The following is a 21,816-nucleotide window of genomic DNA, read 5'->3' on the forward strand; positions in this document are numbered from 1 at the left end:
TGTTGCCCTGAAATACATGTTCGTCGAAACCACGCCGAACATCGCAACGCCGACGCCAAATCTGATTCTCGCCCGGCTTGGGCCGAGGATCAATGGCGAGAGCGCGGCCACCATCATCCAGAATCTGTCCATCAGGCTGGACAGCGAAATTGCGCAGTCCGAGACCAGGCTGCAGAATTCCGGGGATGTGCTGGGAGCCGTCGAAATTGGTTCCCCCGACTATTATTGGCGAAGAAGCGGTTATGTCGAACAGCCTGTCATCGAGTTTTCAGTTCGCAACAACGGCAAATTCCCCATTTTGCGGGCTTATTTCAGGGTCGTGCTGACCACCCCCAACCGCTCTATTCCATGGGCCACCCAGGAGTTTGTTCAAACCTTCAAGGGCGGTCTCGAGCCGCGCGAGAAGCAGCAACTGACCTTTCAGCCCCGCGGCGATTGGAATGACAAGCAATTGAAGGACATGCCCAACGCGGAGCTCAAGGTGACCGTCGTCAATTTCGACAACGCCAATGGGGAAAGAATGATTACCGTCGACAGCGATAGCCTGGAATTCAAGCGCAAGGTGCGGGCAGCATTGCACTGACGTCGCGCTGTTCGTAGAGCGTAGGGTGGGCAAAGGCGCACTGCGCCGTGCCCACCGAATTCAAAGCCATGTTGAAGAATGGTGGGCACGCGGAGTTTATCATCGGGCGCGCATTCGCGCGACCCGGTCGCTTTGCCCACCCTACAATTGCCGCTTACCGCTTACCGATCTTGTCCCACAGCCAGCGCGCCACGGCGTCGGGTGACGATGCGCCGTCGCCGCCGGCGGCGCGCAGATTGGCCTCGCGCATCGCGGATATGTCGATGTGGCCGAGCAGTGGCGCCAGTGCCGCCGCCAACGCCTGATCGCCGGCACGCTTCGGCGCCAGCAGCAGGATCGCGTCGTAGGGCGGGATCGCGTGCCTGACATCGTCCAGCACCACCAGATCATATTTCGCAATCAATCCGTCGCTGGTGTAGCCCGCGATCACGTCGACCTCGCCGGAGGCGACCGCGGCATACATGAAGTCCGGCTGCATCTGCCGCTGCGCGCGAAACGAAAGCCCATAGGCCTTTTGCAACCCGGCCCATTCCGGCCGCGAGAAGAATTCGTAATCCGCCGCGATCGACATCGTCCCGGTCTTTGAGGCGAGATCGGCGATGGTGTGAATGCCGAGCGCCTCGGCGCGTTGGCGCGGCATCACCAGCGCGTAGGCGTTCTCGAATCCGAGCTCGCCCAGCAGCGTGATTTTCTGCTGCGCCAGCGTGGCCTTCAATTCGTCGAGCACTTGCCCGCGTGGCTTGATGTCGCCGTGGTGGAACTGGTTGGCCCATAGCGTGCCGGAATAATCGACATAGACGTCGATGTCGCCGCTCGCCAGCGCATCGAAAATCACGTTGGAGCCGAGGCCTTCGCGGGTGCCCGCCGAAAGCCCCGCGGCCTGCAGCCGCTGCGCGATCAGAGCGGAGAGCACATATTGTTCGGCGAAGGTCTTGGCGCCGACAATATAGCTCGATGGCGAACGCGCCAGCGAGGGCACCAGTGTCGCCAGCACCAGCGCCGCCAGGCCGATGCCGCCCGATATCGTGCGCCAGCGGCGGCGCGTGCGGATCCCGATTTCGATCAGGGCCAGCAATTGATCGACGCCAAGCGCCAGCACCGCGGCGGCGAGGCAGCCGAACAGCACGAACACCCAGTTCTGGGTCTGCAGGCCCGCAAAGATGTAATTGCCGAGGCTGGTCTGGCCTATGGGTGTCGACAATGTCGCGGTGCCGATCACCCACACCGCCGCGGTGCGGATGCCCGCCATCATCACCGGCAGCGCCAGCGGCAGTTCTACCGACAACAATGATTGGCGCGGCGTCATGCCGACGCCCTGCGCGGCCTCGAGGATTGCGGCGTCGATGCCCTTGAGGCCGGTGATGGTGTTGCGCAGCACCGGCAGCATCGAATAGAGCGCGAGCGCCAGCACCGCGGGCAGGAATCCGAACGCCGAGAAACCGAAGCCGAACCACGCCAGCGACAAGGACGCCAGCGCCAGCAGCAGCGGATAGAACAGCGCCAGCAGCGCCAGTCCCGGCACCGTCTGCACGATGCTGGCGAGCCCGAGCAGCACGCCGCGCGGTACTCGACGATTGCGTACCGCAATCGCCAGCGGCAGGCTGATCGCGAGACCCAGCGCCAGCGCCGTGACGCTGACCCGTACATGATTGCCGAGATAATCCGGCAGATGCGCCAGCGCCTCGTTCCAGCGTGGATCGGACAACAGGTTCATGCCGCGCCATCTCGCGGCAGCAGAACTTTAAGCCGCTCGGCCTGCCGCCGTGGCGTGCGCAGGAGTTCACCGACATAGCCGTCGTCGCTGCTGGAAAGCTCTGCCGGCGTGCCCTGCGCCAATAGCCGGCCCGCGCGCATCACGGCGATACGGTCGGCGAGCAGGATCGCCTCGGTCATGTCGTGGGTGATCATGACCGTGGTCAGCCCGAGCCTGCTGTGCAACGCGCGATAGTCGTCGCCGAGCGCATCGCGGGTGAGGGGATCGAGCGCGCCGAACGGCTCGTCCATCAGCACGATCCGCGGCCGTGCCGCCAGCGCCCGGGCGACGCCGACCCGCTGGCGCTGGCCGCCGGACAATTCATGCGGGAAGCGATCGCGGTATTGCGCGCGATCGAGCCGCACCAGATCGAGCAATTGGTCGACCCGCGCGGCGATCTCCGCCGTCGGCGTGCCCAGCAGTTTCGGCGTGATCCCGATATTGCCGGCGACGCTGATATGCGGGAAAAGCCCGCCGCTCTGGAACACATAGCCGATGCGGCGGCGCAACGAAACCGGGTCGGCCGCGCGCACGTCCTCGCCCTCGACCGTGATGTGGCCGGTATCGGCATCGATCAGCCGGTTCGCCAGTCGCAGCAGTGTGGTCTTGCCGGAGCCGGAGCCGCCGACGATGGCGAGAAATTCGCCCTCGGCGACCTCGAGCGAGACGTCGTCCACGGCCTTCAGGCGGCCGCCGTCAAAGCTCTTGCCGACATGCGCGAATGCGATCAGGGGCGGGGCCGCGGTCATATCGTGGGACTATCACAGCGCCGGGAGGCAACCAAGCCAGCCGGCCGTCCGCGGATGGCCGGTCGGTGGGCCGTATCGGTTGAATTGTGGTGGCGTTCGCGGTAATCCACCCATCGCAACAAGGCAGTATCGGGGAAGCGCGTGCAGGCGGGTGTTACCGCAGTATCGACGGCGGTCGCGCTCGACAACGCGACGGTGGCATTCCGTGTTGCCGGCAACCGTGTTTACACCGCGGTCGAGCAGGCCCGGCTGGCGGTCGAGGATGGCGAGTTCGTCGCCATTGTCGGGCCCACCGGATGCGGAAAATCGACGCTGCTCAATGTCGCCGCCGGCCTGCTCAAGCCGGTATCGGGAAGCGTGCGCATCTTCGATGCGCCGCTCACCGGCCTCAACCGGCAGGCCGGTTACCTGTTCCAGGCCGATGCGCTGTTTCCCTGGAAGACCGCGATCGACAACGTCGCCATCGGGCTTGAGATCACGGGCACGCCGCGCGGAGAGGCGCTGGAACGCGCGCAAGGCTGGCTCACTCAGGTGGGGCTCGGGGCGTTCGGCAATCGCTATCCGCATATGCTGTCGGGCGGGCAACGCAAGCGTATCGGCCTCGCGCAGGTCTTGATCCGCGATCCCAAGATTCTGCTGATGGACGAGCCGTTCGGGCCGCTCGATGCCCAGACCCGCCAGATCATGGGCAATTTGCTGCTGCAACTGTGGAATGCCGACCGCAAGGCGGTGCTGTTCGTGACCCACGATCTCGAAGAGGCGATCGCGCTGGCGGATCGCGTGGTGATCATGTCGGCCGGGCCCGGCGCGCGCATCATCGGCGACTGGCGCGTGCCGCTGGCGCGGCCGCGCGATATTCTGGAGGTCCGGATGGACAGGGAATTTCACTCACTTCATCGTGAGATATGGAGTGTTCTCAAGGATGAGGTGTTGAAAGGCTACGCACAATCAGCTCAAGCGCCGGCAGCGGCCGGGTGACGTCGCCTTGATCGCGGATGTTGCCTTGATCTGCGACGTTGCCTTGATCTGGATGTGTCGAAGGTTACACTCGCTTCGCTTTACACTCGTATCGCCAACAATATTAAGAGGAGACGACATGCTTTTACGTGGTTCAGTTCTCGCCGTTACCGTCGCGCTGGCGGGTTTGTGCGGTGCTCACGATGCCAACGCGCAGGCCGCTTTCACCCTGACGTCGCCGAGCTTCAAGGACGGCGAGCGGCTGGCGGTGAAGAACGCCGGCAACAACAAATCCAATCCGAACTGCGTCGGCGAGAACGTCTCGCCGGCCCTGTCCTGGTCGAACCCGCCGGAAGGCACCAAGAGTTTCGCACTGCTGATGTTCGATCCGGAAGGCCGTCCCCCCGGCGGCGTCAGCCATTGGGTGGCCTATGGCATTCCAGCATCGGTCACCGGCTTTGCCGAAGGCGAAGTGTCGAAGCCGAGCGACAAATATGTCGGCGGCACCAGCCTGATGAAACTGTCGACCTATTTCGGACCCTGCACCCCTCCCGGCGCGCCGCATCACTACACCCTCACGCTGATGGCGACCGACCTCGAGCCGACGGCGCTCGCGCCCGGACTGACGCGTGACGAGGTGATCAAGGCGCTCGATGGTCACGTCAAGGTCGCGACCGGTTTGATCGGCACCTTCTCCAAGCCGTAATACCAAATCTGCACCTACTCTCTTCCTTGCGGCAGAGAGTAGGTCTATCCCCACGTCGTCCCGGCGAACGCCGGGACCCATACTCCGTCTTCTGTCGTTTAGGCGATGTGTGAGAGGCCTTCTGCAACAACAAACGCCGGTGGCTATGGGTCCCGGCGTTCGCCGGGACGACGAAAGAGAATATTCGCGATGTCGCGCTTGACGCTGCTCATCTTTCAGTTGCTGGTCGCGGTGGTCGGTCTCGGGCTGTGGCAGCTCCTGGCTACCGTGCCGATGTTCGGGCACACGCTGCTGCCGCCGTTCTTCTTTTCCAATCCGGTCGATGTCGGCAGCCAGATCTTCGAGTGGTTCTCCACCGGCGTGATCTGGAAGCACCTCGCGATCACGCTGTGGGAGTCGATCCTCGCTTTCGCGATCGGATCGTTCGGTGGCGTCATGGTCGGCTTCTGGTTTGCGCGCCAGCCCCGGGTCGCGGCGGTGTTCGATCCCTATGTGAAGATGGCCAACGCGCTGCCGCGCGTGGTGCTGGCGCCGATCTTCACGCTGTGGCTGGGCCTCGGCATCTGGTCGAAGGTCGCGCTCGGCGTCACCCTGGTGTTCTTCATCGTGTTCTTCAACGTCTATCAGGGCGTCAAGGAGGTCTCCAGGACCGTGCTCGACAACGGCCGCATGCTCGGCATGAGCGAGCGCCAGCTGATGCGCCACGTCTACTGGCCCTCGGCGTTGTCGTGGATGTTTTCCTCGCTGCACACCTCGGTGGGCTTCGCGGTGGTTGGTGCGGTGGTCGGCGAATATCTCGGCTCGGCGGCCGGGCTCGGCTATCTGATCCAGCAGGCCGAAGGCGTGTTCGACGTCGCCGGCGTTTTCGCCGGCATGTTCGTGCTGTCGGTGTTCGTGATCCTGATCGATATCATGGTGACGATGGTCGAGCGGCGCCTGCTGGTCTGGCGCCCGAGTGTGGCCGAGGGCCGGGGGTAGATCCCTATCCGTCATTGCGAGCGCCAGCGAAGCAATCCATAGAGCGGCAAAGCAAGGCTGGATTGCTTCGCTCCGCTCGCAATGACGCTGAGGGAGCATAGGCACCTTCTCAAGGTGCGCACACTGCTCTATCCTGCGCCGCAACAGACCGGAGATACTCATGAGGACGATATTCGGACGGCTGGCCGCGACGCTGCTGGCGCTGGTGCTGGTGTGCGATCTGGCGGCGGCACAGGCCAAGGTGACGATCGCGGTCGGCGGCGGCGCCTGCCTGTGCTATCTGCCGACCGTGCTGGCGCAGCAACTCGGCGAGTTCGAGAAGGCCGGCCTGGCCGTCGAACTGGTCGACCTCAAGGGCGGCTCGGATGCGCTCAGGGCCGTGCTCGGCGGCAGCGCCGACGTGGTATCGGGCTATTTCGACCACTGCGTCAATCTCGCCGCCAAGAAGCAGGAACTGCAGAGTTTCGTGGTCTATGACCGCTATCCCGGGCTGGTCCTGGTGGTGTCGCCGATGCACACCAGCGAGATCAAATCGATCAAGGATCTGGCCGGCAAGAAGGTCGGCATCAGCGCGCCGGGTTCCTCGACCGATTTCTTTCTCAAATATCTCCTGAAGAAAAACGGCGTCGATCCCGCCAGCACCGCCGTCATTGGCGTCGGCCTTGGCGCCACTTCCGTCGCGGCGATGGAGCAGGGCCAGATCGACGCGGCGGTGATGCTGGACCCGTCGGTCACGGTGTTGCAGGGCGGCCATCCGGAGCTGCGCATTCTGTCCGATACGCGCACGCAGAAAGACACGCTTGACGTGTTCGGCGGCGAATATCCGGGCGGCGCGCTGTATTCGACGACGGCGTGGATATCGGCGCATGACAAGGAAGTTCAGGCCCTGACCAACGCGATCCTGAATACGCTGGCCTGGATCCATGCGCATTCGCCGGAGGATGTCATGGCGAAAATGCCGCCGGAAATGGTCGGCAAGAACAAGGAGCTTTATCTCGCGGCGCTCAAGAACACGATCCCGATGTATTCGGAAACCGGCAAGATGGATCCCAAGGGCGCCGACGCGGTGCTCGCGGTGTTCAGCGAGAGCTCGCCCGATGTCGCCAAGGCCAATGTCGACGTTCTCAAGACCTGGACCAACAAATATGTCGAGCAGGCCAGCAAGACGACGGGCATGAATGCGAAGTGAAAAGTGCCGGATAACATGACGCCACCGGTCATTCATCGGGTCTCGCAGCTTGATCTGGGTTTCCAGCCGTGGCGGTGGCCATTCGCCGAAGCGCGGCGCGGCGAGATCGACGCGCATTTTGCGCTCAAACAGCGCGAGACTCCGCAAATCTGGAATGGCCGCGTGCTGCTGGGTCGCGATCCCAGCTTCACCGGCGATCGCTTCCGCGCCAGTTATTTCGAGACCGATTTCGCCAGTCTGCTGGCCTGGCGCGACTGGGGTTTTCCGGAGGCGGGCGCGTTCAACGGCTTTGGCATGGGCGCGCTGCGTTGCGCCGACGGCGCCTTCGTGATGGGCGAAATGGGCCAGCATACCGCCAATGCCGGGCGGATTTACTTTCCGGCCGGGACGCCCGACCCCGAGGATTTGCGCGATGGTGCGGTCGATATACCCGGCAGCGTGGCGCGCGAGATCGAGGAGGAAACCGGGCTGACACCGGCCGATTACAGGCCCGACCTGCACTGGGATTGCGTCGTGACCGGCGCGAGCATTGCGATGATCAGGATCTTGAACGTCGATCTGCCGGGCGAAGCGGTGCGGGCGCGGATCGAAGCCACGCTGGCGGCGCAGCACCAGCCCGAACTCACCGCCATCCATCTGGTGCGCCGGGCCTCCGATCTCACCGCGGCGATGCCGCGTTTTATCACGGCGTTTATCGAGCAGCAGTTTTCGGCGTAGCGATGTCATTCCGGGGCGATGCGAAGCATCGAACCCGGAATCTCGAGATTCCGGGTCTGGTCCTTCGGACCATCCCGGAATGACGGAGTGAAAGTCTGGCTTGGATCACTCCCGCCCTATACCTTCGTTTCCGCGCCGAACCGGAGTCCCGACCTCATGAGCAAAAAACCCGCGCCGTCTCTCGGTGTCCAGCTGAAACCCTTTATCGCGCCGTTCCGGTTTGACGGATCGGGCACGTTTCATCTGAGGTCGTACAAGACCAATGACAGAGGCGGCCTCGACAAGGACAGAGGCGAAAAGATCCTCGACGCCAATCGTAAACGCTTGAGCGATTTTCAGGAAAAGCTCTACGCGCAGGATCGCTGGTCGTTGCTCTTGATCTTTCAGGGCATGGATGCGGCGGGCAAGGACAGCGCGATCAAGAGCATTTTCGACGGCGTCAATCCGCAGGGCTGCGAGGTCACGTCGTTCAAGCAGCCGACAGTGCATGAACTCAACCATGATTTCATGTGGCGCAGCGTGATCGCGCTGCCCGCGCGTGGCCGCATCGGCATCTTCAACCGCTCCTATTACGAAGAATGCCTGGTGACGCGGGTACATCCGGAACTGCTCACCAAGGAGAAGATCCCGCCTTCGCTGGTGACCAAGAACATCTGGTGCGAGCGGTTCGCGGATATCACCGCGTTCGAGCGCTATCTCGCGCATAACGGCACCATCATTCTCAAGTTCTTCCTCAATGTGTCGAAAAAGGAGCAGCGCGCGCGATTTCTCGACCGGCTGGACCAGCCCGCGAAGAACTGGAAATTCTCGATGGCTGACATCACCGAGCGCGCGCGGTGGAACAGGTATCAGGCGGTGTATCAGGACATCGTCAGGCACACTTCGACGGTGGCGGCGCCCTGGTATGTGGTGCCGGCCGATCACAAATGGTTCGCGCGGGTGGTGATCGGATCTGCGATCGTCAGCGCGCTTGACGGGCTCAATCTGAAGTTTCCGCGCGTCGACAAGGCCTCGCTGCAGGAATTCAAAGCGGTGCGCAGCGCGCTGGAGCACGAAGGCAAGGGCGGCAGGAAGCGGCCCGTGCGGGTCGCGAAGACGGCGACGAAGGGTGGCTAGATCGGCGATGCACGCATCGCCTCGGCTCAAGAAAATGGATTGATCAGCTTCTGATGCATGGCTGAGTTGTCCTGTTAGCTGTTTATCCGCTCCCGGTTGATAGTCCTTCCCCATTTCCACCGATTATCAGATCAGCCGTCTGGCTCCATCTCTGAGCGACGCGAGGCAAAATCGCTTCGTGATATCGTGTAACAGGAGAGGACCATGCGAAAGACAATTCTAACCATTCTCGGAGTGTTGCTGATTTCCGGATCGGCGGTTCAAATGGCCACAGCGTCGGAGCATCATGTGCGCAAAGCGTACCGTGCGCCGATATCGGCGAGCCAGCAGTTCCGTAACGCCAACAACTCAATTGAAGGCCGTGCGAACAGCGTCGCGAACGGCAATGTCGACTTCGATCGCAGAAACACCTTTAACTGACTCTCAGGCGAGTTACCTGCGTTCCGCCGATGATTCCCGCAACACAATCGGCGGAGAGCGGATATTCCAATCCGGAACGACATAGGGGCGTGCCGATTGCGCGACTGGTTTCTGCGTCGCGCGCCTCCTCCAAACTAGACGAGCATCGAAAAGGCTCGATGCTCGCCTCGTTCAAGAAACCAGGGTTAATAAGCGGCTGATGCTCATGTGAGAGAAGGTGGGACGATGACACGGTAATGCCTGCCAGGGCACGGATTTATAATGCGACGAACTTGCGTTCCGGATGACGGGTTCAAGAAAATGGATTGATCAGCTTCTGATGCTCGGCACTGTGGCGCACGAGAAGATCGATGAAGCTGCGGACCTTCGCCGACAGATGATGGCGATGTGGATAGACCGCATTCATCGTCAGTTCCACCGGCCGGTAGTCCGGCAACAGGCGGGCCAGACGGCCGGATTGGAGATCGTCGGCGACCAGGAATCCCGCGGCCAGAGCAATACCGATCCCCTGCAGGGCGGCCAGCCGCAGCGCCTCGCCACTATTGGTGAGCAGATTGCCGGAGATCCGGACCGACACCGGCGCGCCCTCAGGATTCAGGAAATGCCAGCCATCGCTATAGGGATAAAGGACGTGGCGAACGCAATTATGGTCTGAGAGTTCGGATAATTGCTGCACCGGCCCGTGCTTCTTGAGATAGGCCGGCGAACAACACAGCACATGCCGCCATGTCGCGAGACGGCGCACAATCAGGCTGGAATCCGGCGGCGGTGCGAGCCGGATCGCCAGATCGATGCCCTCGTCGACCATGTCGATCTCGCGTTCACCCATGGTCAGGTCGATCTTGACGTCGGGGTAGGAGGCGAGAAATTCGGCAACCGCCGGTGCCACGAACGGGACCATATGGGTAGCGGTGTAGATGCGCAGCGTGCCGCGCGGCGTCGATTGCAAGGCGCCGGCGATGTCGTCGGCCTGTTCGAGGTCGGCAAGTATCTGCGTGCAGCGATCGTAATAGGCCTTTCCGACCTCGGTCAGGCTCACCTTGCGCGTCGTGCGATTAAGCAGCCGCGCCCCGAGCCGTTCCTCGAGCGCGTTAACGTGGTTGCTCACCATCGTGGTCGACATGTTCAGGCGACGTCCGGCCGCTGAAAAACCGCCGCTATCAACGACCCGGACGAACGTCGTCAGACTGGTCAGCCTATCCATCAGTGTCTCCGATTATCCGCTCACACTGGATAATCCTTCCACTTCTTTGGCCATTATCATATCGCGCGGGACATTGCATCTAGGGGGTCAAACCACAGGCACCTCCTTTGGGGAGGGGCCGACCTTTGGGAAGCGAATGTCATGGCCTTATCTTATGTCACTGATTCGAATGCGAAAACGCAGTTTCGCCCGTCGCGGCAGGCGATCAAGCGCGTGGCTCTCGCGTTGGCACTGGCGATCGGCGCCGCCGGCGCCGCCGACTTCGGTTACGGCTATCTTACCACCGGGCGGTACCTGGAATCGACCGACGACGCCTATGTCAAGGCCGACTCCACGATCGTCTCGCCGAAAGTGTCCGGTTATCTCGCGGAAGTCCTGGTCGGCGACAACCAGCCGGTGACGGCGGGACAGGTGCTGGCCCGGATCGACGATCGCGATTTCAGAACCGCGCTCAACCAGGCCCACGCCGACGTCGCAGGCGCTGAGGCCGCGGTGCGCAACCTCGATGCGCAGATCGCCCTGCAGCAGCCGGTCATCGCGGAGGAAACCGCCGACGTCGCCGCCGCCGAAGCCAATCTGCAATTCGCGAGCGAAGAACAGGTCCGTTACGACGGCCTGATGAAGTCCGGCTCCGGCACCATCCAGCGCGCGCAGCAGACCGACGCGGCACTGCGCGAAAAAATCGCACAGTTGCAGCACGGCAAATCCGGTCTGCTTGCGGCGGAAAAGAAGGTCGACGTTCTCACCACCGACCGCGCCAAGGCGGTGGCGCAACTGGATCACGCCCGCGCGGTCGAACAACAGGCCGCGCTGAACCTGTCCTATACGCAGATATCGGCTCCGGTCGACGGCACGATCGGCGCGCGCTCGCTCCGGGTCGGCCAATTCGTGCAGGCCGGAACGCAATTGATGGCGGTGGTCCCGCTCGACGCGGTCTATGTCGTGGCCAATTTCAAGGAAACCCAGCTTACCCATGTGCGCGACGGCCAGCCGGTGGAAATCCAGATCGACAGTTTCCACGGCACCCGGCTCAGGGGCCACGTCGACAGCCTGTCTCCGGCGAGCGGGCTCGAATTCGCGCTGCTGCCGCCGGATAATGCGACCGGCAACTTCACCAAGATCGTGCAGCGTGTTCCCGTGAAGATCGTGCTCGACGATCACCGCCTGACCGGCCTGCTTCGTCCGGGCATGTCTGCCGAGCCCGTCATCAACACCAAGGCGACTGTGCTCGCCGAGCAGGAGCCGAACAGCAAGCCCGTATCGCACCTCGCTCTGGCGCGGTTGCATGGCGGCTGAGCCGTCAAGGGGAGGCCAACATGACCGCGCTCACGACCACCATCGAAAGCGTCGAACTATCCGATCATTCACCGAAAAGCCGCGCGCCGCAGGCAACGCCTTCGGTTTCGGCCCGGACCTGGCTTGCGGTGATCGGCGCCACGCTCGGCGCCTTCATGGCGGTGCTCAACATCCAGATCGTCAACGCATCGCTGGAGAACATCCAGGGTGCGATCGGCGCCGGCATCGATGATGGCGGCTGGATTTCGACCTCTTACCTGATCGCCGAGATCATCGTGATCCCCTTGAGCGGCTGGCTCGCGCAAGTGTTCTCGATCCGCGTCTATCTCCTGACCAACGCGATCCTGTTTCTCGCGTTTTCCGCCGCCTGCGCCCTGGCGCAGGATCTGCCGCAGATGATTGCGCTGCGCGCGCTGCAGGGATTTGCCGGCGGCGTGCTGATCCCGATGGCCTTCACGCTGATCATCACGCTGTTGCCGAAGGCCAAGCAGCCCGTGGGTCTTGCGCTGTTCGCGCTGTCGGCGACCTTCGCGCCGGCCATCGGCCCGACCATCGGCGGCTACCTCACCGAAAACTGGGGCTGGCAGTACATCTTCTATGTCAATCTCGCGCCGGGCGCGCTGATGATCGCGATGCTGTGGGTTTCGCTGGAAGCCAGGCCCATGAAGCTGGAACTGCTGCGCCAGGGCGATTGGCCGGGCATCATCACCATGGCGGTCGGTCTGGGCGCGCTTCAGACGGTGCTCGAGGAGGGCAACAAGGACGACTGGTTCGGATCGCCGTTCATCGTGCGGCTGTCGATCATCGCCGCCATCGCGCTGGCGCTGTTCCTGTGGGTCGAACTGCGCAGCAATAAGCCGCTGCTGAACCTGCGGCTGCTGGCGCGGCGCGATTTCGGTTTAGGCAGCCTCGCCAATTTCCTGCTCGGCGTCGCTTTGTACGGCTCGGTATTCATCATGCCGGTCTATCTGTCACGCATCCAGGGATACAACGCCGAACAGATCGGGATGGTGCTGGCCTGGACCGGATTGCCGCAACTGGCGTTGATCCCGCTGGTGCCGCGGTTGATGAAGCGCTTCGATTCGCGCCTCGTGATCAGCGTCGGGTTTGCGCTGTTCGCCGTCAGCAATTTCATGAACATCTACATGACGACCGACTACGGTTCCGACCAGTTGTTCTGGCCCAACGTGATCCGCGCCGCCGGCCAGGCGCTGGCGTTCGCACCACTTTCAGCCGTCGCGACCGCCGGTATCGAAGCTGAAAACGCCGGCTCCGCATCCGCGCTGTTCAACATGATGCGCAATCTCGGCGGCGCGATCGGCATCGCCATATTGCAGACGTTTCTGACCAAGCGCGAGCAGTATCATTCCAATGTGTTGATGCAGCCGGTTTCGCTGTTCGAACAGGCCACCCGCACCCGGATTGAAGCGCTGACGCAGTATTTCATCAATCACGGCGTTCTCGATCCGGTGGACGCATCGCACCGCGCACTGGTCGCCATCGGTCAAACCGTGCAGAAGCAGGCCTTCATCCTGGCCTTCAGCGACACGTTCTATCTTCTGGGCGTCACGCTGATCGTCGCACTGATCGCGACCGTGCTGCTCCGCAAGCCCGGTCACCTCGAAGCCGGCGGCGCGCACTGACAACACCGGTTGAAGCAATGCCGGTTGAAGCCCGGCCTGATACGGCGATCGAAAAGTCGCTGTATCGGGCCGTTCATGATTCACGCGTCGGGAACCGGCGGTGTCCCGCGATGGAACATATTGCCCGCCGGATTATCCAGTCCCACGGAACAGTCTATTCCAAATTCCGCGGATTATCGGATCGCCCGACCATCGCTATGTATAGTGAACAGAAGACGCCATCGGCGACGTTCTGCAAGACATAGGAAGGGAGAACACCATGCGAAAGACCATTCTCAGCATCCTCGGCGCTTCGGTGATTGCGGCATTATCAGCGCAAACCGCCGTTGCCGCCGAACACCATCACGCCCGCAAGACCGCACCGGCGAGCGAGCAGTTCCGCAACAGCAACGCTTATGCAGCGCCTGCCGAGTCGGAGTTGTCACGCTACAGCGGCGGGTTCTCGGCGCCCGCGGGTCGCTGAACTCCGCTCCATCGAAGAAAAGCCCCGGCGCTCCCGGGGCTTTTTCTTTGCGCGCGTCGACAGGGCCTCGCTGCGGGAATTCAAAAGGTGCGCCAGGCGCCGGCGACGCTTCCCCGAAATCTTGTTGTGTTGAAGGATATTTCGCTTTAAGATTGCATGGCCTGTGGGGACGAATTGTCGGGTTCAACGCGACAGATGACAGGGGGTGGCCATGAGAAACCGTCGAGCAACCGCGATCGTTGGAGCTTTGGTGATTTTCGAATTGCTGACTTCGCAAGCCATGGCGAAGAAAGCGCCCGCGCCGCCGCAGTGCACCGGCGGGGTGCTCGGAGGACAGATTTGCTCGCACATCATCAAGGGTTTTCTGACTGACGAGCAATTTCAGACGATTCAACGGTGGAATAACGAAAATCTCGAACAGATGAAGAATTCAAAGAGTGCGCCGCAGAAATAAGCGCTGATCCCCGGAACGAGATCAACGTCGCATTCCAGATACATCGTGGGTATTTGTAGTGTAGGTAATTTGCATTGTAGGTAATTGGCCATGCGCAGGCAGCGCGTCCATGTACTCGCAATCATGCTTGCCGGCGGTCTATCGGCAAGCTGCGGACTCACCGTTCCGGACATCAAAGAGGCCTGGGACGTCGACAAGCCGCCCGACGCTCAGCCACCGACACAGGCGAAGGTTCCAGGCGCCGCGCAGATCGAATTCGAGATCAAAAAACATGTCTATTGCCAGCTGAAGGACGCGGTCCAGCAGGTCAACAAAATTAACCTGCTCGGAGGCCCTCCTGGGAAGTTGCGCGTCGTGCAGCACGGCCTGATTCCGATGGACTGGGGGGCGCAGGTAAGTCTGAGCCTGCAGGTCGACGAGACCTCGGGGCTAAGCCCCGGTGTTACCCTGAACCAGGTGATCCCCAACGCCACAAATGTATTTGGTCCGGGCAATACGGTTACCACCGCCCAGTCCTTCGGTCTCGGCTTCGGCGGCACGTTCTCATCGACGGCCACGCGGATCGATAAATTCGACCCGTTCTGGTCGATCGCGTTCCTGATGATCCCCGACAGCCCCGCTTCCATATGCAGGCCCGGCAAGGATCCTCTCATGGACCTTGGCTGGACAGCCGCTACCAGCTCACCGCTCATCCTCGAAGGCGATCTGGGAATCAAGGATTGGCTTCTGGGAGCGATGGAAGTGTCGACCGCACTGGCCTCGGTCGGATCACCGCCTGCGCCGTTGCCAGGTGGCGGCGGCGGAGCGGGCGCAGGAAGTAGCGGCGGAGGAAGCGGTAGCGGCAGTAGTGGGGGTGGAAGCGGCAGCGGTGGCGCAACCGGCAATCCCGGCAAGGACGCGGTCTCCTATGAAATCAAATTCGTGATCGTATCGAGCGCGAACGTGACACCGACTTGGAAGCTGGTACGCGTATCCGCCAACACAGGGTCATCGCCGTTCTTCAATACCGGCCGCACGCGCACGCACGATCTCATCATCACGATCGGGCCGCAAAACACGCAAACCAACAACAGCCACCTGGCGCTGCAGGTCGGCAATGCGGTGGGCAACGCCAACAGGGCCGCGCCTCCAGCCCAATAGGTCGTTTTGCGCCGGGAATGTCCTGAAGCGGTCCGGCCTCGCGCTACGCGCTCAGGCCGAGACCGACATTTTCGCGATTTCAGCGGCGCTCGGCAAATTCTCGATGTTCCAACAGGCATCCATCACCCGGCGGATCGCCGGTGCCGGAATGATGCCATCCGCCAGATCCGAGAACTTGGTTTCGAGTTGCTGGTCGGTCATTGGCTTCTCCACGCTGCCAATGGCGTGCTCGATGTAGCGATGGAGCTGGCGGCCATCCTTGAGCACCACCGTCATATCGACCTGCGCCGCATCGATGCCCGGCGTGATCACCGGATTCACCTTGGCCCGCAGGGCGACAATTGTCGGATCGTTCACGGCCCGGTCGCTGAATTGCTTCTCTCCGCCCGCGCCTTCGACCAGCGCGACCGCGACGGCGTGATAGATGCTGAATTTGCCTTCGAGCCCTTCGCGCGGGGTCTTCTTGCCGGTCAGTTCGATCACCAGCGGATGCACCTTGAGATCGACGCGCTCGATCTGGTCGGCGGTCAGTCTGTTCTCGTTGCGCAGCTGTATCGCGGCATCGATCGCCGGATGCATCACGATCCCGCAGGCGAACGGCTTGTAGGTGTTCAGCGTGGACTCGTAACGCTTGCCGAGGTCGCCGAGAATTTCATTGTAGTCCTGCTTGGTGCTGATGGCGTTGGCCCAGCCGCGCTTGGCTTCGATCATGCCGTCGGAAGAGGTGAAATTCTTCGAAGCCAGCATCGCCGCGAAGATGCCGTTGCTGGCGGCCTTGCCGGGATTGAAGCTCTTGTTCATCGAGCCGAAGGACTCGCGCAGGCCGACCGGCTGCGACGCGGCGAGGCCGAGCGCCCACACCATCTGCTGTTCGTTCAGCTTCAACAATTTGCCGACCGCCGCCGCCGACCCGAACACCCCGGCGGTGCCGGTGATGTGCCAGCCGACATCGTAGTGGTTGGGATAAACCGAGTTTCCGATCCGGCACTCGGTCTCGACGCCGAGCACCAGCGCATTGAGAAACTCCTTGCCCGAGACCGGCTGCAGTTCCGACAACGCGAGAATGGCTGACGCTACCGGGCCGGCCGGATGGATGATGGTTTTCAGATGGGTGTCGTCATAGTCAAAGATGTGGCTCGACACGCCGTTGATGAAGGCCGCATTCATGATATCGAAGCGCTCGCGGCGCCCGAACAGCGAGGCCTGCGCCGGACCGGAAAACGGCGCCAGTGCCGAGACCGCGATATCGACGGTTTGATGATGCGATCCGCCGATCGCGACGCCGACCCAGTTCAACAGCGTTCGCACGCCTTCCCTGCGGACATTGGCCGGAAGATCGTCATATTGCGCGGTGACCAGATAGTGGGCGAGGGTGCGGGTGACGTCCTTCGGCGCAGGCGCCTTGGCGGGGACGCCGGACGCAGCGTCGGTCGCTTGCGCGAAAGCCGTGCCCGAGGCAGCCACAGCGATGGGAAGCGCTGCTGCAGCCTGCAGCACGGTCCTGCGATCGGTCGTCGACATGTATAAAGCTCCTCGGCGAGATCCTGGTTTTGCTGCCGGTCAGGATAGCCCGCTGCGCGCAAGCAATCCAGCCGCTTGCGCCTGGTTTAAAGCGCAAGCTGGTCGCACGGCTGGCAGAGAGGGCGGCATTGCGGAATGGCCGCCAAGCCGTGGCGTAACTTGAATCTTGTCAGGAATCATCGAAAGGTCTCCCGACAGACCGGGAAAGGATACGAATTGAGATTGCGTGCGATCAAAGCGATTGGAACCGTTGTGCTGGCGCTGTTCGCTTCCGGCGGGGCGCTTGCCGATGATGCGGTGCTCCGTGTCGGTATCATCACCGATATGAGCGGGCAATACGCCGACGGTAACGGGCCAGGCTCGGTCATTGCGGCCAAAATGGCGGCGGAAGAGATTGGCGGCATGGTCGCCGGCCGCCGCATCGAAATCATGTCGGCCGACCACCAGAACAAGCCGGATGTGGCCACCGCCATCGTGCGCGACTGGATCGACAACAAGGGCGTCGATGTCGTCGCCGAGGGCGTCACTTCCTCGGTCGCGCTGGCGATCCAGAACCTGACGCGCGAGCGCAGGAAGCTGTTCCTGATTTCAGGCTCAGGCTCGTCCGACCTCACCGGCGCCCAGTGTTCGCCGACCAGCGTGCACTGGACCTATGATACCTATGCCTCTTCCAATGCAACGGCGAAGGCTGTCGTCGCGCGAGGCGGAACGCCCTGGTTCTTCCTGACCGCCGACTATGCCTTCGGCCAGGCCCTCGAGCGCGATGCGACCAGATCGGTTGTCGCTGCCGGGGGCAAGGTGCTCGGCGCGGTGCGTCATCCCTTCAACACCGCCGATTTCTCGTCCTTTCTGCTGCAGGCCCAGGCCTCGGGTGCCAAAATTCTGGCGCTGGCGAATGCCGGCTCGGATTTCCGCAACGCGGTCGCGCAGGCCGATGAATTCAATATCCGACAAGGCATGCAGATCGTCGCGTTGCAGGTGACGCTCACCGACGTGCCGGCGCTGGGCCTGTCGCACGCCCATGACCTTCTGTTCACCGATTCCTTCTACTGGGACCGCACCCCCGAGACTCGCGTGTTCAGCAACGCGTTTTTCAAGCGACATGGCGCGATGCCGACCGCCTATCAGGCGGGCGTCAATTCGGCCTTGCGGCACTATTTCAAAGCGGTCGCGGCGACCAACTCGACCGATCCCGAAACGGTGATCGCGCAGATGCGCAAGATGCCGGTCGATGATTTCTTTGCGCAGGGCGGCAAGGTTCGCGAGGACGGACGCATGGTCCACGATATGTATCTGATGCGGATCAAGAAGCCCGAGGAGTCGAAGGGGAAGTGGGATCTGTACGAATACCTCTCGACGGTGCCCGGCGACGAGGCGTTTCGACCGATGGATCAGGGCGGCTGTCCCTATTTGGCCAAGTAAACTGCTGTGTAGGCTGCTGCGAATATCTCATCGTCACGGCGCCTCAGCGCTGCGTTGCGCATCGCAGGCGACAACGGCCGCGATGCGGCTACTTCACCCGGCGCCCTTTGAAAAATCCGGCATTGGTGGTGTTCTGCTTGATGTTGGCGGTGTCGCCCTGTTCCGCCGGGTTTTGAATGCCCTCGTGCCCCCTGGACGTATCCTTGTTCGCCTCCGATTGATCGCCCGTTCCTTTCGGGCTTCGATTGGCGGGCGGCACAGGCGGCATTTCATTGTGGCGAGCCATTGATAATTCCCTTGGATAATCCCCTTGTTCAGGTCGAACGCAGCGACAAGCGCGCCAATCGCCAAACCGATCAACGACCGGTTCGAGCGACTAGCAGCGCTTTACATTGCAATGCTTGCATGGAGCGAAAAAAGTCCGCTCGATGATCAGTTGCGATCGATGATCACCTTGTCGTGGTGGTCTCTATCGCGATCGTGGTCGTGATCCTTGTTGATGATGACGGCATCCCGATCCCGATGTTCGTCGCGTTCACGGATGACGGTACGATCGCCATCGCGGTCCCGGTCATGTCCGGTGCCGACGGTAACACCAGCCGGTCCGACGCCAACTCCAACTTCTTCGGCGTTCGCAGGCATGGCTGCGCAGATGCACGCCGCTGTGGCAACAATTATTGCGTATTTCATTATATGCTCCAAATGAGATTGTGACGCTGTCGAGCCAACGGGGCAGGCGGAGGGAAGTTCCTGGGTGAACCGGGAAATCTGGCGGGCTTCCGGTTCCGTCGGTTTTGTTGCGATCGGCCGATCGCCTATCCCTGATGTGACGTCTTTGCGGGATTCCTCGTGTGGTCGCCGGTTCGAGCGTTTCGGCGCTGGAGCCTGAAAGCGAAACCCCCGCCGGAATTAACACGGCAGGGGCATGGTGGATGATTGGTTGGCGGCTGGGTAATCGCACCAACAACCCACGCAGGGATGAAATCTCCGCGAACGAGTCTTCACAAGTCAAAGTTCTGGGCAGTTGTCACGTATTGTATACATGGTGCAACCGCGCCGAATAGATCTAGTGTCCTTTCGGCTCCGTGAAATACTGTCCGAGGAGCCGGTAGCCCCAGAAGGCTTCGTGATTTCCAGCACTCTTGCGCAACTGCTCCGGCGTAAAGCCGGTGTGCCGCCGCATTTGCCGGATCATGTGCGCCTGATCGGCAAACCCCGACGCCGCGGCAAGCCCGGCCCAGTCGACGTCGCCCTTCTGGATGGCCTCGTGCAATTTGGCATAGAGTTGCTCGGTGTGACCGAGACCCTGCAGGTCTCTCTGGCTGACGCCGGTCCATGATTTGACCCGTCGTGCGATTTGCCGTGTGCTGCGTCCAAGATCGGTCAGCGCGGCTCTGAGCACGAGACTTCTGCTCCAGTCCTTTATCCATTTCATCGGCCTGGTCCCGGCAGGACGCGTGCCGGCCCATATGATCTCGATCTGGTCTTCAAGAACCGAAAAGCCTGTCTCGAGCCCTTCGCGCCTGATGGTATCGAAGAAATTGCGGCAAGGCTGCAGGATCGACTGCGGCAGGACTTCTTCCGCCGGCACCATGCGTCCTGCGAATGGGCTCAAGTCGAGCCCGGTCATCGCAGAAAACGCGTCCGGATAGAATGCGATCGACATCGCATAGGTCTCGCCGGGGTTCCAGCTGACGAGCGGCCCGAGCTGCGGCCCGAAGAAGGCAAGGTCAGGCAGCCTTGCTCCGGTCCAGGGATGCTCCATCTGCTCTGGCTGATCAATCAGATGACAGTCACCGGCGAACAGCCAGGTCACGCAGCAGACCGGCGACGCTGGAAAGAAATTGAATCGTTGGGTCTGATCGAGCGCGGCGCCCCGAGTGTCCCGAACGATCGTACAGAAGACGCAGCCCGTGACCGCCGGACGCGGCCACATGATCTCTGAGGTGGTCGTCGCAGTCATGGTCGCGCTAGCCTGCACATCGGATGGCATCGGTGATGTCCAAACCGTTCAATACACCGACTGTTGACCTCCGGCATATTGAAAGCAATCGGGAATTATGACCGCGCCAGATGCCATGCTCGACACATCGCCTTCCGTCATTCCGCCGGCCCCAATTGTCCATCGCAAGGACCTGCCTCCGATCAGGCTTCTCCTCGGCAGTATCCGCAACAGCCTCGCGATCTGGCCCGACTATGCGTTCGATATGGCTTTCAACCGCAATACGCTGTTCGGCGTTGAGAGCGCACTGATCAATGATCCCCAGGGCGTTCGGTACATGATGGCCACCAACGCGGCGAATTATGTCCGCCCGGCAATGTTGCCCCGCCTGGTGCGCCCGCTGATCGGCCAGGGTCTGTTCCTTGCTGAAGGTGGCGAGTGGCGCCGGCAACGCCGCCAGCTGTCACCCCCGTTCACGCCGAATCATGTGAACATCCTGCTTCCTCACTTCATCGCGGCCGCCAACGATCTGGTCCGCCAGCTCGAAGGGCAGCCGAGCGCCGATCTCTCCGATGCGTACCAGATGGCGGCGCTGAACGCGGTGCTTCGCGCGTTGTTCTCGATGCCCGATCAAGAGGAGCGCGATCGGATCGGCGGCCTGGTCCGCCAATATGTCACCGGGCCGGGACGCCCGCAGATCTTCGACGCTTTTGCCAGATCCGAGACATCCTTTGGCTTCGCGTTGGGGAAGCGCCGCGCGTTCCAGAAGCGCTGGTTCTCGGCTGTCGATGCGATCGTCGCCGCCCGCCGGAGCGCACCGCACGATGCCGGCCAGCAAGACCTGCTCGATCTCCTGATCGCGGTGCGCGACCCGGAAACAGGTGAATCGATTGCCACCGACGAGGTGCGCGATCAGTGCGCGACGATGATCTTCGCCGGCTACGAGACCACGGCACGCCTGCTGTTCTGGGCCTCCTATCTGCTGACGCTCGATCACGGCGAGCAAGCGCGGCTGCGAGCCGAAGTGGCCGCCTTTCCGCCTGAGCGCGTCGCAACCCTCGACGATCTCGGCCACTGGCCGCGCCTGCGTCGCGTACTGCTGGAGACTCTGCGGCTCTACCCGCCGGTTCCCATCCTGGTCCGCGAGCCGATCGAAGACGACGTGATTATGGGGGAACCGGTGCGGCGCGGTGTTCAGGTCTATATTGCGCCCTGGGTCCTGCATCGCCATCGCAAGCACTGGCAGCATCCGACGGCTTTCATTCCGGACAGATTTGCCGGACAGTCATCGCCCTGGACATCGGGTGGCGCATATCTGCCCTTCGGAGCTGGTCCTCGTATCTGTATCGGCGCGGTCTTCGCTCTCGCCGAGGCCCAGATCATGCTGGCGACAGTGCTCCAGCGCTACACGCTCGCGATCGAGGGCAAGCGTCCCGTGATGCCGGTAGCGCGCCTGACCATCCAGCCAAGCTATGCTCCGATGTTCAAGCTCGAGCACACGCCATCGCCGTAGCGAAGGTCGGCACTTGGCACCTCTGCGGCCTGACCGGTCTGGCTGACGAC

Annotated in this window: 22 protein-coding genes; 15 read left to right on the forward strand and 7 right to left on the reverse strand. The window is 62.0% G+C overall.

The window, feature by feature from the left end:
• Positions 1–583 (forward strand): hypothetical protein (locus ABR948_RS05170; RefSeq protein WP_428114374.1); only part of this gene is annotated, 583 nt, incomplete at its 5' end.
• A gap of 154 nt (positions 584–737) precedes the next feature.
• On the opposite strand, the gene ABR948_RS05175 is transcribed toward ABR948_RS05170, so the two are convergent.
• Positions 738–2,297, reverse strand: coding sequence for an ABC transporter permease/substrate-binding protein (locus ABR948_RS05175; protein WP_428114375.1), 1,560 nt, complete (start codon positions 2,295–2,297; stop codon positions 738–740).
• Positions 2,294–3,085, reverse strand: a complete 792-nt coding sequence (locus ABR948_RS05180) for an ATP-binding cassette domain-containing protein (protein WP_428114376.1) — start codon at positions 3,083–3,085, stop codon at positions 2,294–2,296. The genes ABR948_RS05175 and ABR948_RS05180 overlap by 4 nt, the downstream gene beginning before the upstream one ends.
• Before the next feature lie 141 nt (positions 3,086–3,226).
• Between ABR948_RS05180 and ABR948_RS05185 the strand changes: the two genes are divergently transcribed.
• The 7 genes from ABR948_RS05185 (at position 3,227) to ABR948_RS05215 (ending at position 9,168) form a co-directional block, all read left to right on the forward strand.
• The gene (locus ABR948_RS05185) at positions 3,227–4,063 is read left to right on the forward strand and encodes an ABC transporter ATP-binding protein (RefSeq protein ID WP_428114377.1); all 837 of its coding nucleotides are present in this window, start codon (positions 3,227–3,229) and stop codon (positions 4,061–4,063) included.
• 118 nt (positions 4,064–4,181) lie between these two features.
• Positions 4,182–4,748: a YbhB/YbcL family Raf kinase inhibitor-like protein gene (locus ABR948_RS05190; protein WP_428114378.1), complete on the forward strand. Its 567-nt coding sequence runs from the start codon at positions 4,182–4,184 to the stop codon at positions 4,746–4,748.
• Positions 4,749–4,937: 189 nt separating this feature from the next.
• Entirely contained in the window at positions 4,938–5,726 is a 789-nt protein-coding gene (locus tag ABR948_RS05195) for an ABC transporter permease (RefSeq protein WP_428114379.1), read from the forward strand.
• Positions 5,727–5,886: 160 nt separating this feature from the next.
• On the forward strand, positions 5,887–6,915 hold the full coding sequence (locus ABR948_RS05200; protein ID WP_428114380.1) for an ABC transporter substrate-binding protein: 1,029 nt from the start codon (positions 5,887–5,889) through the stop codon (positions 6,913–6,915).
• A gap of 15 nt (positions 6,916–6,930) precedes the next feature.
• Complete coding sequence (locus ABR948_RS05205; protein WP_428114381.1) at positions 6,931–7,632, forward strand: NUDIX hydrolase; 702 nt, start codon at positions 6,931–6,933, stop codon at positions 7,630–7,632.
• Positions 7,633–7,788: 156 nt separating this feature from the next.
• Positions 7,789–8,748: a polyphosphate kinase 2 family protein gene (locus ABR948_RS05210; protein WP_428114382.1), complete on the forward strand. Its 960-nt coding sequence runs from the start codon at positions 7,789–7,791 to the stop codon at positions 8,746–8,748.
• Positions 8,749–8,952: 204 nt separating this feature from the next.
• Positions 8,953–9,168 carry a hypothetical protein gene (locus tag ABR948_RS05215; RefSeq protein ID WP_428114383.1) on the forward strand — a complete coding sequence of 72 codons (216 nt, stop codon included), beginning with the start codon at positions 8,953–8,955 and terminating at the stop codon, positions 9,166–9,168.
• Between the two features lie 292 nt (positions 9,169–9,460).
• Here ABR948_RS05215 and ABR948_RS05220 read toward each other — a convergent pair whose 3' ends face one another.
• Complete coding sequence (locus ABR948_RS05220) at positions 9,461–10,372, reverse strand: LysR family transcriptional regulator (protein ID WP_428114384.1); 912 nt, start codon at positions 10,370–10,372, stop codon at positions 9,461–9,463.
• 141 nt (positions 10,373–10,513) lie between these two features.
• Between ABR948_RS05220 and ABR948_RS05225 the strand changes: the two genes are divergently transcribed.
• The 5 genes from ABR948_RS05225 (at position 10,514) to ABR948_RS05245 (ending at position 15,368) form a co-directional block, all read left to right on the forward strand.
• On the forward strand, positions 10,514–11,668 hold the full coding sequence (locus ABR948_RS05225) for an HlyD family secretion protein (RefSeq protein ID WP_428114385.1): 1,155 nt from the start codon (positions 10,514–10,516) through the stop codon (positions 11,666–11,668).
• 20 nt (positions 11,669–11,688) lie between these two features.
• Complete coding sequence (locus ABR948_RS05230) at positions 11,689–13,311, forward strand: MDR family MFS transporter (protein WP_428114386.1); 1,623 nt, start codon at positions 11,689–11,691, stop codon at positions 13,309–13,311.
• Between the two features lie 259 nt (positions 13,312–13,570).
• Positions 13,571–13,774: a hypothetical protein gene (locus ABR948_RS05235; protein WP_428114387.1), complete on the forward strand. Its 204-nt coding sequence runs from the start codon at positions 13,571–13,573 to the stop codon at positions 13,772–13,774.
• Positions 13,775–13,985: 211 nt separating this feature from the next.
• Complete coding sequence (locus ABR948_RS05240) at positions 13,986–14,228, forward strand: hypothetical protein (protein WP_428114388.1); 243 nt, start codon at positions 13,986–13,988, stop codon at positions 14,226–14,228.
• A gap of 90 nt (positions 14,229–14,318) precedes the next feature.
• Positions 14,319–15,368 (forward strand): hypothetical protein, encoded by a 1,050-nt coding sequence (locus ABR948_RS05245; protein ID WP_428114389.1) that lies wholly within the window; start codon positions 14,319–14,321, stop codon positions 15,366–15,368.
• Between the two features lie 51 nt (positions 15,369–15,419).
• On the opposite strand, the gene ABR948_RS05250 is transcribed toward ABR948_RS05245, so the two are convergent.
• Complete coding sequence (locus ABR948_RS05250; RefSeq protein ID WP_428114390.1) at positions 15,420–16,889, reverse strand: MmgE/PrpD family protein; 1,470 nt, start codon at positions 16,887–16,889, stop codon at positions 15,420–15,422.
• 231 nt (positions 16,890–17,120) lie between these two features.
• On the opposite strand from ABR948_RS05250, the gene ABR948_RS05255 reads away from it, so the two are divergent.
• Positions 17,121–18,311, forward strand: a complete 1,191-nt coding sequence (locus ABR948_RS05255; protein WP_428114407.1) for an ABC transporter substrate-binding protein — start codon at positions 17,121–17,123, stop codon at positions 18,309–18,311.
• Between the two features lie 88 nt (positions 18,312–18,399).
• Here the strand turns inward: ABR948_RS05255 and ABR948_RS05260 are convergent, their stop codons facing one another.
• The 3 genes from ABR948_RS05260 to ABR948_RS05270 all read right to left on the reverse strand — a co-directional run bounded on the left by ABR948_RS05260 (position 18,400) and on the right by ABR948_RS05270 (position 20,274).
• Positions 18,400–18,597 (reverse strand): hypothetical protein, encoded by a 198-nt coding sequence (locus ABR948_RS05260; protein WP_428114391.1) that lies wholly within the window; start codon positions 18,595–18,597, stop codon positions 18,400–18,402.
• A 146-nt stretch (positions 18,598–18,743) separates the two neighbouring features.
• Positions 18,744–19,001, reverse strand: coding sequence for a hypothetical protein (locus ABR948_RS05265; RefSeq protein ID WP_428114392.1), 258 nt, complete (start codon positions 18,999–19,001; stop codon positions 18,744–18,746).
• A gap of 376 nt (positions 19,002–19,377) precedes the next feature.
• The gene (locus tag ABR948_RS05270; RefSeq protein ID WP_428114393.1) at positions 19,378–20,274 is read right to left on the reverse strand and encodes a helix-turn-helix domain-containing protein; all 897 of its coding nucleotides are present in this window, start codon (positions 20,272–20,274) and stop codon (positions 19,378–19,380) included.
• A gap of 97 nt (positions 20,275–20,371) precedes the next feature.
• On the opposite strand from ABR948_RS05270, the gene ABR948_RS05275 reads away from it, so the two are divergent.
• On the forward strand, positions 20,372–21,766 hold the full coding sequence (locus tag ABR948_RS05275; RefSeq protein WP_428114394.1) for a cytochrome P450: 1,395 nt from the start codon (positions 20,372–20,374) through the stop codon (positions 21,764–21,766).
• Positions 21,767–21,816: the final 50 nt, after the last annotated feature.

The sequence above is a fragment of the Bradyrhizobium sp. genome (assembly GCF_050014615.1).
In the GTDB taxonomy this organism is placed as follows: domain Bacteria; phylum Pseudomonadota; class Alphaproteobacteria; order Rhizobiales; family Xanthobacteraceae; genus Bradyrhizobium.

Excerpts from the sequence above, each read along its gene's own strand:
- ABR948_RS05175 (WP_428114375.1), bottom strand. The coding sequence starts at position 2,297 with ATGAACCTGTTGTCCGATCCACGCTGGAACGAGGCGCTGGCGCATCTG.
- ABR948_RS05180 (WP_428114376.1), bottom strand. The coding sequence starts at position 3,085 with ATGACCGCGGCCCCGCCCCTGATCGCATTCGCGCATGTCGGCAAGAGC.
- ABR948_RS05190 (WP_428114378.1), top strand. The coding sequence starts at position 4,182 with ATGCTTTTACGTGGTTCAGTTCTCGCCGTTACCGTCGCGCTGGCGGGT.
- ABR948_RS05195 (WP_428114379.1), top strand. The coding sequence starts at position 4,938 with ATGTCGCGCTTGACGCTGCTCATCTTTCAGTTGCTGGTCGCGGTGGTC.
- ABR948_RS05200 (WP_428114380.1), top strand. The coding sequence starts at position 5,887 with ATGAGGACGATATTCGGACGGCTGGCCGCGACGCTGCTGGCGCTGGTG.
- ABR948_RS05205 (WP_428114381.1), top strand. The coding sequence starts at position 6,931 with ATGACGCCACCGGTCATTCATCGGGTCTCGCAGCTTGATCTGGGTTTC.
- ABR948_RS05210 (WP_428114382.1), top strand. The coding sequence starts at position 7,789 with ATGAGCAAAAAACCCGCGCCGTCTCTCGGTGTCCAGCTGAAACCCTTT.
- ABR948_RS05215 (WP_428114383.1), top strand. The coding sequence starts at position 8,953 with ATGCGAAAGACAATTCTAACCATTCTCGGAGTGTTGCTGATTTCCGGA.
- ABR948_RS05220 (WP_428114384.1), bottom strand. The coding sequence starts at position 10,372 with ATGGATAGGCTGACCAGTCTGACGACGTTCGTCCGGGTCGTTGATAGC.
- ABR948_RS05225 (WP_428114385.1), top strand. The coding sequence starts at position 10,514 with ATGGCCTTATCTTATGTCACTGATTCGAATGCGAAAACGCAGTTTCGC.
- ABR948_RS05230 (WP_428114386.1), top strand. The coding sequence starts at position 11,689 with ATGACCGCGCTCACGACCACCATCGAAAGCGTCGAACTATCCGATCAT.
- ABR948_RS05235 (WP_428114387.1), top strand. The coding sequence starts at position 13,571 with ATGCGAAAGACCATTCTCAGCATCCTCGGCGCTTCGGTGATTGCGGCA.
- ABR948_RS05240 (WP_428114388.1), top strand. The coding sequence starts at position 13,986 with ATGAGAAACCGTCGAGCAACCGCGATCGTTGGAGCTTTGGTGATTTTC.
- ABR948_RS05245 (WP_428114389.1), top strand. The coding sequence starts at position 14,319 with ATGCGCAGGCAGCGCGTCCATGTACTCGCAATCATGCTTGCCGGCGGT.
- ABR948_RS05250 (WP_428114390.1), bottom strand. The coding sequence starts at position 16,889 with ATGTCGACGACCGATCGCAGGACCGTGCTGCAGGCTGCAGCAGCGCTT.
- ABR948_RS05260 (WP_428114391.1), bottom strand. The coding sequence starts at position 18,597 with ATGGCTCGCCACAATGAAATGCCGCCTGTGCCGCCCGCCAATCGAAGC.
- ABR948_RS05265 (WP_428114392.1), bottom strand. The coding sequence starts at position 19,001 with ATGAAATACGCAATAATTGTTGCCACAGCGGCGTGCATCTGCGCAGCC.
- ABR948_RS05270 (WP_428114393.1), bottom strand. The coding sequence starts at position 20,274 with ATGACTGCGACGACCACCTCAGAGATCATGTGGCCGCGTCCGGCGGTC.
- ABR948_RS05275 (WP_428114394.1), top strand. The coding sequence starts at position 20,372 with ATGACCGCGCCAGATGCCATGCTCGACACATCGCCTTCCGTCATTCCG.